A 10,334-nucleotide genomic window follows, 5' to 3' on the forward strand; every position below is an offset into this window, starting at 1 on the left:
TGAGAATCATCGCGAACCTCTGCTGCCAGTTCATACAGGCTAAGTTGTGCGCCTTCTATGAGATAGCAGCGAAATCAGTTCGGGCTAAACACGTACGTTTCATTTTTACGAGAACCACGGGTTCAATACTATTGAACTGTGGGTGCCGGGCGAATGCGTTCGTTTCTGTCCGCCTTCTCGGAGTCGCCGAGACTCTCTCGATGGATACTCGGATCTGATCGTTCCGATATTTTTAATATACTCGTTGTCCCAGTTACCCGTGATGCACCTGTTAGCACACCCCCGAGAGACGCGATCGCTCGACGGGACGTGGCAGGCGATCCCGGACCAGTACGAGAACTTCGAGGGATACTTCGAGGATTTCTTCGACGACGAGGACGACAACCCGGCCGGCTTCGCGGTGAAGTCCATCTACGACCCCGGCGCGTCGGAGGAGAACGACCCGTGCGACTTCAACATCCACGACGGTCGCTCGGTTACTGTCCCGTCGAGTTGGGGCGAGGAGATTCCCGAGTTCCGCCACTACGAGGGATGGGTCTGGTACGCGCGCACGTTCGACCTCGACGCCGACGCTGCCGCCGACCGAACCTTCCTCCGGTTCGGCGCGGTCAACTACAAGACGAAGGTCTGGCTGAACGGCGAGCTGCTGGGCACTCACGAAGGCGGATACACCCCCTTCGCCTTCGAGGCGACCGACGCGCTGGAGGACGGCGAGAACGTGCTGGTCGTCCAAGTCGACAACCAGCGGTACGAGGACGGCATCCCCAACGAGGCGACCGATTGGTTCAATTTCGGCGGGATCAACCGGTCCGTCGACCTCGTCGAGGTCCCGGACGCCTACGTGCGCAACTTCAAGGTCGAGTCCGAGCTCGCCGACGGGACCGTCGACGTGAGCGTCTCCGCGTGGATCGACGGTGCGGACGAGGACGACCCCGCCGTCTCGGTCGCGTTCCCGGAACTGGATCGGGAGGCGACGCTCGAACTGGCCGGCGACGGCGAGTTCACCGGGTCGCTCCAGTTCTCGGAAGAGGAGGTCTCGCTGTGGAGCACCGAGGACCCCCACCTCTACACGGTCCGCGTCGAGGCCGGCGCGGACGCCGTCGAGGACCGGGTCGGGCTCCGCGACCTGCGCGTTCGCGACGGTGACGTGCTGCTCAACGGCGAACCCCTCTGGCTGCGCGGCATCGCACTGCACGAGGAATCGGCCGGTAAGGGCCGCGCGCTCGATTCGGAGGACATCGAGGAGCGGTTCCAGTGGATCAACGAACTCGGGTGTAACTACGCACGGCTGGCTCACTACCCGCACACCGAGGAGATGGCCCGGCGGGCCGACGAGGAGGGAATCCTCCTGTGGGAGGAGGTCCCCGCCTACTGGGACATCAACTTCGGCGACGAGGAGATTCAGGAGCTGTACCGCCAACAGCTCCGCGAGCTGATCCAGCGCGATTGGAACCGCCCCTCCGTCGCGATGTGGTCCATCGCGAACGAGACGGACCACGCCGACGACACCAGGAACGAGGTTCTCCCGAAGATGGCGGAGTACGTCCGGTCTCTCGACAACACGCGGCTCGTGACCGCCGCCTGCTTCGTCGACGAGACGGACGACGGTCTCGAGATTCGCGACCCGCTGGAGGAGCATCTGGACGTCATCGGTATCAACGAGTACCACGGCTGGTACTACGGAGACGCCGACAACATGCAGGCGTTCCAAGAGGAGGCCGAGGGCACACCCGTCGTCATCTCGGAGACGGGTGGGGGCGCCAAGTGGGGCCATTACGGCGACGCGGACGAGCGATGGACCGAAGAGCATCAGGCGGCGATCTACCGAGGGCAGACGAAGGCCGCCGCGGAGAACGACCAGATCGTCGGCTTCTCGCCGTGGATCCTCTTCGACTTCCGCGCCCCGATGCGGCAAAACGAGTTCCAGCGCGGCTACAACCGAAAGGGCGTCGTCGATCAGCACGGCCGGAAAAAACAGGCATTCCACGTGCTGCGCGACTTCTACCAGACGCACCGCTGACGCCGCGGCCGGTGTCGTCAGGATCGCTGTCACCGAGACTGCTGTCGCCGGGATCGATGTCGCCGGAGTCTCTGTCGCCGAGGACAGCGCCGCCGAGGCGAGCGTAGAAAACGACGGTCGCGTTCCTTTTTCCCGCCGTCGCACTCGCCGAGCGTTAGATCCGATCCGGCTGCCACTGCATGCAGACGGGCTCCGAAACCGACAGTGACTCGCCCGTCACTGAGAGGGCGCCAGTCTCGGCGTCGATGTCGAACGCGACGATGTCGTTCGTGTGGCGGTTCTCCGCGAATAACCGCTCGCCGTCGGGACCGATCGCGAAATGACGTGGCCACTCGCCTCCGGTCGGCGTCTGGTCAACGCGCTCGATCGTCCCCCCGTCGACGGCGAACGTGACGATGGTGTCGAGGCCGCGGTTCGACCCGTACACGAACTCCCCGGACGGATGGACGGCGATTTCGGCCGTCTTGTTGTCTCCCTCGAACTCAGGGGATAGTGTGGAGACGGTCGCTCGCTCGGTCAGCGTCCCGTCGGACTCGCGATCGAGGACCGTGACGGTTGAGTCGAGCTCGTTTATCAGGTACGCTCGCTCGCCGTCCGGGGCGAACGAGAGGTGCCGGGGTCCCGAACCGGGCGCGAGATCGAGCGCGTCGACGCAGGACAACGAGGGGGCGCCGTCACCGTCGCTCCCCGCCGCGTAGATGTGGACCTGATCGGTGCCGAGGTCCGGCACGTACGCGAAGCGCTCCTCCGGTCCGAGCGTGATCGAGTGGGGGTGCGGGGCGGTCTGCCGCTCGGAGTCGACGCTCGACCCGTGATGTTCGATCACCTCGGACGGCGAGTCGATACCGCCGTCGGAATCGAGCGGGAGCATCGAGACGGCGCCGCCGGCGTAGTGCGCCACCAGCAGGACGGACCCCGACTCGTCGACGGAGCAGTAGCAGGGGGCCGCGGCCCCACTCTTGGCGCTGTCACGTTCTGTCAGCTCGCCGGTGTCGCGGTCGACCGCGTACGACCGGACGACACCCTCTTCCTCCTCCCGAACTGCGGCGTAGAGGTACCGTCCTGACGGGCCGAACGTCACGAACGTCGGGTCCGGCCCGGCCGCGGCCGCGTCGAGCCGCCGCATCGATCCCGTGTCGGGATCGACCGCGACGGTGTAGACGCTCTCGTCTGTCGCTGCGCTATACGTTCCGACGGCCGCGATACGTTCAGCTGTCGTCATAGTGATCTGTAGTCGTGGTCATGAGGTGTTCTGTCGTGTCCGTGGTTTCGTGTTCTTATACGGCGGTGTTCGAGTCGGTCGGCGGTCCGTCCCACTCCTCGCCGTTGTCGTCCGGCTCGTACCCCAGACGCTCCCGCGCGTTCCGGATCGAGAACCATCGCCGGTCGTTGTCGCTGACGCCGTTGAAGACGTCGAACGTTACGCTTCTGTCGGCGAGACAACGCTCGACCAGGTGGGCGAAGTCCCGGCGGGACTGCCACGTCGCTTTCGTCCGTGCCACCGATCGGTCGTAGGCGTCGCTACCGCGCTCGATCTCCCCGTTTTCGACGCGGCGTTCGGCCCGCCCGTACGGGTGATCGATCCCGTGGGGAAGGACCGAACAGATCCGGAGCGCGTAGAACCGTCGGGGGTACGCGTCTCGCTCCGCGTAGTAGCGGCCCAGATCCTCGCCGAACGACTTCGTCGCCCCGTACCACGAGTCCGGTCGAACGGGATCGGTCGGGTCCAGCCGCAGGTCGTAGTCAGGATCGTACAGCTCCGGGGCGTGTTCCTCCTCGTACATCCCCATCACGTGGTTCGTCGAGGCGAACACGAACGTCTCCACCTCCGCGTCCCGGGCGGCCTCGAGCGCGTTGTGCATTCCGACCACGTTCGGCTCGAACACGTCTCCCCACGCGCCGTCCGTGTAGGGATACGCCGCGAGGTGGACGACGGCGTCCTGATCGTCGAACGCGGGCCGGATCGCGTCGTGGTCAACGATGTCCGCGACTCGGGTGTCGAAGCCGCCGTAGCGGTGGTCTGGCGGGCGATCTGACCGGTTCAGATAGGTGAAGTCGTAGTTTGGTTCGTCGTCGAGGTGATCGATGATCGCGGTCCCACACCTGCCGTAGGACCCAGTTACGAGGACGTTCATACGAGTGTGTCGATGGGGCCGTGAAGTATGTCGATGGGGCCGTGAACAGCCATGCGAGCGCGCCGGCTCACCGTCCCCCGCCGTCGGTACACGACAGGATACCGTTCAGGTAGGCGACCGCGTGAGCGCGCGACCGATGGCCCCACTCCGTGTCGCCGACGACTTCGGGGACGTGGTCCGGGACCACGACGCCGTCGAATCCGACCTCGCGGAGCCGCTCGATCGCAGCCACCGAGTCGAAGTTGCTCCGATCGTCGTCGAGGAACGTCTCGGTGAATCGCGGCCAGATACCCACGACGTCGCGGAAGTGGACGAACACGATGTCGTCGTCCTCGCCGAAGTGCGTGATTACCTCCTCGATGTCCGCGTCCGGCATCTCCGAGAAGCAACCCAGACAGAGTTTGAGCCCGTGGTTGTCGCTCGGGACGATCTCCATCGCCCGCCGGAACGCCTCGAAGTTCCGGAACAGGCGCGGGATCCCGCCGAGCTGCTCCACCGTCGGCGGATCCGCCGGGTGGAGAGCCAGCTGTACCCCGGCTTCCTCCGCGACGGGAAGCACCTCTTCGAGGAACGCCTCGTAGTTGTCCCACAGCTCTTCTTCGGTGTACTCGCGTTCTAGGTCGTCGACGGGTTCGTACGGCGCGTCGAGGTCATCGACGTCGAACTCTCGGCCACGTGCCCCGCCGCGCAGTCGCACGGTCTGAGAGGTCCGCATCGGCACGACCCCGCGGGGGTTCCACTGGTATCCGAGGATCGGGATGTCCGCGCTCCCGAGGTTCCGGATGAGCCGTTTGATCGTATCGAGCTGGCTCCCCTTCCCGTCCTTGTCGAGCATGATCTTCCCGTAGACGTTATAGCTCAGCGACTGTATCCCCAGCAGTCGAAGTCCGGCGTCCTCCGCGCGCCGGCGGGCCTGCACGAGCTCCGACACGCTCGGAACGACCCCGTCGTCGATGGTGATCGTCTCGTCGTCCCCGCTCCCTTCGTCCTCGAACACATCGCCGCGCGGGGACCGGTGGTCGAGGAACACGTCCTCGACGCCGATCTGCTGGCAGAACGCGAGGCGGTCGTCCGACAGGGTTCGGGTCCGAAGCCCGGTCCTGAGCGGTAGCTGGTCTGTCTCTGTCTCCGGTCGGTCCTGCTGCGTGATCTCGTGATCTTGTCTCATGATGGTGTATCTCCGTTTCGCGGTGTCGTTCGGCGGCACGTCGGCGACGATCGCTCCGAGGGTCGTCCGCTCAGCCGATGAGTCGGTCGATCTCCCCGTCCAGTTCGTCGTAGATCGCTTCGGCCCGGTCGGCCGTCTCAGGCGGAAGCGGGCGGATCGGTTCCCGCACCTCACCGCCGTACAACCCGGCGAGTTCGAGCCCCTTCTTGACGGCCGGGACGCTGATCGCTCCCGCGAGCGCGTTGTTCTGGCCCGTCTCGTCTCTGAGGCGCTGGTACGGGAGACAGATGTCCCTGAGCGCGCGGGCGCGCTCCCAGTCGCCGTCCGAGAGCGCGTCGAAGAGTTCCCGCCCGACTTCCGGTCGGAAGTTACTCACGCCGGCCGTGAACCCCTCGACGCCCTCCGCCCAGAAGGACACCGCGTACGGTTCCGCGAGTCCGTTGACCCAGACCACGTCGTCGGTGCCGACGCGGATCGCCTCGCCCAGCTTCACCGGGTCCGTCAGGGCGTACTTGATCCCGACGACGCCGTCGACCCGAGTGAGGTCCGCGAGGTACTCCGCCGAGGGATCGAACCCACGCACGTACGGAACGAGGGGCGTGTCCGTCTCCGCCGACAGCTCGCGATAGTACTCCAGTAACCCCCGCTCGTGGAGGTAGGTGTGGTCCGGTGGCATGATCATCATCGCGTCGGCGCCAACCCGGTTGTACTCCTCGATCAGTTCCAGCGCGTCGGTCGTGCTCCCGCCGACACCGGCAAGGACGCACGCGTCTGAGGGGAGTGCCTCGACCACCGTCTCGACGCTCTCGATCCGCTCCCGCCGTGACAGGGAGTGGTACTCGCTGATATTTGCAGCCGCCAAGAACGTCCGAATCCCCTCGTCGTAAAGGGACCGCGCATTCTCTTCGATCTTTCGGTACTCGATCGCTCGCTGCTCGTCGAAGGGCGTGAGCACTCCAACGGCTACGTCTCGCAGTTGCTGTTTGACCTGCTCTACTGTCATGGCATCATCCCTCACGATACGGCCATAGCGGTTAAATCCATCGTTAAATGGTTACAACTGCCGCATTCGTTTGCTGCCGGGCGAAATACGATCCAGCGGGAATGCCTCCGCGGCCGAGCAACTTCGACCGCATATGTCTCCGGTCGTCCGCGTAGTCAGTAGTTCCGGTACACGGTCTTCGTCGACGTGAAGAAGTCGAGACCGGCGTCTCCCTGCTCGCGGTACGTGTTCGTCGAGGAGTTCTTGTACCCGCCGAAGGGGACGTGGAGTTCGAGCCCGGTCGTCTTCTCGTTGACCTTCGCGACGCCCGCCTCGATCCGGTCGACGAACTCGTCGGCCTCGGTGAGGTCCTGCGTGACGATGCTCGCGGAGAGCCCGTATTCCACGTCGTTCGCGACCGCCAGCGCCTCCTCGAAGTCCGTCACCTCGATAACCGACAGGACCGGCCCGAAGATCTCCTCCTGTGCGATCCGCATGTCGTTGTCGACATCAGAGAACACCGCCGGCTCGACGTAGTACCCGTCGCCGTACTCGCCGCCGGAGAGCCGTTCGCCACCGGTTTCGAGGGTCGCTCCCTTCTCCTGACCGAGTTCGACGTACTCGAGGGTCGACTCGAGTTCGCTCTCGGAGACGTGCGGTCCCATGTCAGGATCGTCGAGGCCCGATCCGATCGCGATGTCGTCCGCGTATGCGACCACTGCGTCGACGAACTCGTCGTAGATGTCCTCGTGGACGATCGCGCGGGACGCCGCCGTACACGACTGTCCCGTCGTCCCGAACGCGCCGACGCCGAGTATCTCTGCGGCCTCGTCGACGTCGGCGCTCGGCATCACGACGGTCGGGTTCTTGCCGCCCATCTCGCACTGGACGCGCTTGAGATCGTCCGCCGCGCTCTGTGCGACGCTGGTCCCCACGGCGGTGCTGCCGGTGAACGAGACGCCGTCCACGTCGTCATGTTCGGCCAGCGGCGTCCCCACGTCGCCGCCCGAGCCGGTCACCATGTTCGCGACCCCGTCCGGGAGTCCGGCCTCGTCGAGGCACTCGAAGAGGACCGCCGTCATGCCCGGTGCGGCGGAGGCGGGCTTGATGACGGCCGTGTTCCCCGCGGCGAGCGCGGGGGCGAGCTTCCACGCGGGTATGGCGACCGGGTAGTTCCACGGCGTGATCAGCGCGACGGTACCGAGCGGCTCGCGTTTGGTGTATAGCTCCGTGTTCCGCCCGCTGGCGGACTTGCTCATTCCACCGAGGTCGAGACATTTCTGGGCGTAGTACGCGAAGATGTCGATCGCGCGCTGGACCTCGCCGGCCGCCTCGGAGCGCGTCTTCCCCTCCTCGCGGACGAGCCTCTCCGTCGCCGACTCCTTCCGCGATGCGAGGAGTTCGCTCGCGCGCTTGAGAACGTCGCCGCGATCCGGACCCGGGGTGTCTGCCCATTCCTCCTGCGCGTCGACCGCGGCCCCGACCGCGGCCTCGACATCACTGGCCGCGGAGGCCTGAAACCGACCGGTGATCGACGACGGCTCCGCCGGGTTCCGGACGGCGAACGTCTCGCCCGTCTCGGAAGCCGTCCACTCTCCATCGATGTAGTTCTCGCTGACTGTTGGCATCCACCTTAAAATCGGCGCCCCTGATACAAATGCTTTGCTTTGATAAAGCGGTCAGTCCCATAGCATCCGCGAGGCAGTCGCATGCGCGCGGCCGTCGGCGTCGCCCGCGTCGTCAATCACCGTGGACGAAGGTTACGGGACAGGGCGCCTCGAGGAGCAGCGTCTGTGACAGGCTCCCGAAGACGGCCTTGTCGGTCGGAGTCCGGCGGCTGCCACCAATAACGAATCGGTCGGCGTCGACCTCTCCGGCGAGTTCGAGAATCGCCTCGCTGGGGTCGCCGACCGCACCGCGAACGTCGTACTCGACGGCGGCGTCGTCGAGGCGGTCCGTCACCGACTGCACCGTCTCGTGTTCGGCGACGATGTCGTCGACGGAGTGGTCCGGGTACTGATCGAGCAGGTCGTCGTACTCGGGCTGAGAGAGGACTTGCGGATAGTTACCACCGCTTATCGCTGGTATCGTGGTCACGGTGTCGTCGTCCCTGTCCGGAATGGCGTGAACTACCACAACGGTGGCGCCGGTCGGAGCAGCGATCTCCAAAACGGCGTCGACGAGTCGATTGAGTCGGTCCTCGTCCGAATCGCTGACTGGGAGCAGAACTGTCTCGATTGTCACGGAAATACCTTCGTTCACCTGCTATAAGTAAATTTATATTTCTAAATAACAGAATATGAAACAAATGGACGCCTGCGATAATTCATGCTGAGCGAGTGTTACACGACGGAGTAGGTGACCGGGTATCACCGGCCACGTCGACGGTCGTGTCCGCAGATCAGTCGTCAGAGAGTGTCCCGTCCGGTGTCGGCGATGCAGTGGATCGACTGACGAACCACACCGTCACGAGGGCACCCGCGACGATAAGCAGGAGGAAGCCGACGGTCCGGAGCATTCCCACGCGCCCGAACGCGTCGACCAGCGGCATCGGCGCGAACGGCGAGAGGGCGAACCCTCCGTACATCATCATCGTCACGCCGCTGAGTGCCCGTCCGCGGACCTCCTCTTGAACGATCGACGCGATCCAGTCGTTCACCGTGGGTAGGAGGAGCCCGAACCCCATCCCGCCGGCGACGATGATGCCGACGAGGACGACCGGGAAGATCTCCACGGCGGTGAACAGCAGGAAGCCCGCCGCCGCGAGGGCGAATCCGGCCGTGAGGAGCGTGACGTGCCGGAAGTGCTGTTTGATGTGGCCGTACATCGAGGCCATGACCACGCCGACGATCATGACGCTCGAGATGACCAGGCCGGTCTGGGAGTCGCTCACGCCGAGCGACCCTTGGAGGTAGTACGGGACCTCGATCATGATGAGGTTGTTCGTCAGCATGCCGAACAGCACGAGGAAGTAGATTCCGGCAATCACCTTCACAGGCGACTCTCGCACGATCTTTGCCACGGCCTCGAGCCGGCTGATCTCGTCGTCCCGCTGGGATTCTTTGACCTCGGGCTCGGGCAGGAGCCGGAGGATCGGCGGGACGAAGAGTAGCGCCCCGGCGAAGACGAGGAAGATGTACCGCCAGCCCAGGGCTCCCGCGATGTAGCCGCCGAGGACGGCCGCGACGGCGCCACCGCCCGCCTGCACGGCACCGTAGTACCCCATGACTGACTCACGGCGGCCGCCCGAGTAGTAGTCGGCGATGAGCGTCGGGACGGTCACCATGAGCGCGCCGACGGCGATGCCGTCGAGGATACGCGTCGCGAGGATCAGGTAGATCGAATCGAGGAAGAACGCGATGCTCGTTCCGGCCCCGTAGATGATGACCGCAGCGATCAGGATCGGCTTGCGGGCGTATTTGTCGAGCAGGTACCCCGTGAGAGGCGCGACGACGATCACGATCCACGCGGACGTCGTGCTGACCAGCTGTGCCAGCGTCTCGGAGTTCGGCACATGCGAGAACGTCTGCTGGATCGCGGGGATGGTCGGGTTGATCAGCGCCCCTGAGAAGGAGGGGATGATCCCGATCAACACCAGCGTCAGGAGCTTCGACCACTTGAAAGACTCCGAATAGGTCTCCGACATGCTCACTCACCAAGATTCGTTCCGGTCTCCGGATTGTGCGCAGTCAGTAGTCTACCTCCTATGGGACAGCGTTGCATACACACCTAATTATATACAAACATTATAAATATCTTTCCAATACGGGAGTGACAACGCGCCCGCTGCATACCGATTTGAACCCTCGGTCGGACGGCGTCGACCGACACCGCTGAACGGCCGCCAACCGCTCCTTCGCCGATCCGCCGCAACTCTGGCGAGCGCTCCCTCCCTGCGGCTCTCGGAGAGGGATATTATCCAATTATACTGAACGTATGTGTTTAGCCCGAGCTGATTTCGCCACCATCTCATAGGAGGCGCACAAATCGGGCTGTATGAGCTGGCAGCGGAGGTTCGTGATGATCCAC

The 10,334-nt window shown here is 64.6% G+C and carries 8 protein-coding genes; 1 reads left to right on the top strand and 7 read right to left on the bottom strand.

Annotation, left to right across the window (positions count from 1 at the left end):
* The first annotated feature begins 262 nt into the window (after positions 1-262).
* Positions 263-2,020, top strand: a complete 1,758-nt coding sequence (locus tag ESO89_RS17685) for a glycoside hydrolase family 2 protein (protein ID WP_128906726.1) — start codon at positions 263-265, stop codon at positions 2,018-2,020.
* Between the two features lie 154 nt (positions 2,021-2,174).
* Here the strand turns inward: ESO89_RS17685 and ESO89_RS17690 are convergent, their stop codons facing one another.
* The 7 genes from ESO89_RS17690 to ESO89_RS17720 form a co-directional block, all read right to left on the bottom strand.
* Positions 2,175-3,242: a lactonase family protein gene (locus ESO89_RS17690; RefSeq protein WP_128906727.1), complete on the bottom strand. Its 1,068-nt coding sequence runs from the start codon at positions 3,240-3,242 to the stop codon at positions 2,175-2,177.
* Between the two features lie 55 nt (positions 3,243-3,297).
* Positions 3,298-4,155, bottom strand: coding sequence for an NAD-dependent epimerase/dehydratase family protein (locus ESO89_RS17695; protein WP_128906728.1), 858 nt, complete (start codon positions 4,153-4,155; stop codon positions 3,298-3,300).
* A 67-nt stretch (positions 4,156-4,222) separates the two neighbouring features.
* Complete coding sequence (locus ESO89_RS17700; protein WP_206731795.1) at positions 4,223-5,323, bottom strand: mannonate dehydratase; 1,101 nt, start codon at positions 5,321-5,323, stop codon at positions 4,223-4,225.
* A gap of 70 nt (positions 5,324-5,393) precedes the next feature.
* Positions 5,394-6,326 (bottom strand): dihydrodipicolinate synthase family protein, encoded by a 933-nt coding sequence (locus ESO89_RS17705; RefSeq protein ID WP_128906729.1) that lies wholly within the window; start codon positions 6,324-6,326, stop codon positions 5,394-5,396.
* A 155-nt stretch (positions 6,327-6,481) separates the two neighbouring features.
* Positions 6,482-7,933 carry a 2,5-dioxovalerate dehydrogenase gene (xacF, locus tag ESO89_RS17710; protein WP_128906730.1) on the bottom strand — a complete coding sequence of 484 codons (1,452 nt, stop codon included), beginning with the start codon at positions 7,931-7,933 and terminating at the stop codon, positions 6,482-6,484.
* Between the two features lie 112 nt (positions 7,934-8,045).
* A complete protein-coding gene (locus ESO89_RS17715) occupies positions 8,046-8,549 on the bottom strand; it encodes a universal stress protein (protein ID WP_128906731.1) in 504 nt (167 codons plus the stop codon).
* Positions 8,550-8,706: 157 nt separating this feature from the next.
* The gene (locus ESO89_RS17720; RefSeq protein ID WP_128906732.1) at positions 8,707-9,951 is read right to left on the bottom strand and encodes an MFS transporter; all 1,245 of its coding nucleotides are present in this window, start codon (positions 9,949-9,951) and stop codon (positions 8,707-8,709) included.
* Between the last annotated feature and the right edge of the window lie 383 nt (positions 9,952-10,334).

The sequence above is a fragment of the Halorubrum amylolyticum genome (assembly GCF_004114995.1).
Lineage (GTDB): Archaea > Halobacteriota > Halobacteria > Halobacteriales > Haloferacaceae > Halorubrum > Halorubrum amylolyticum.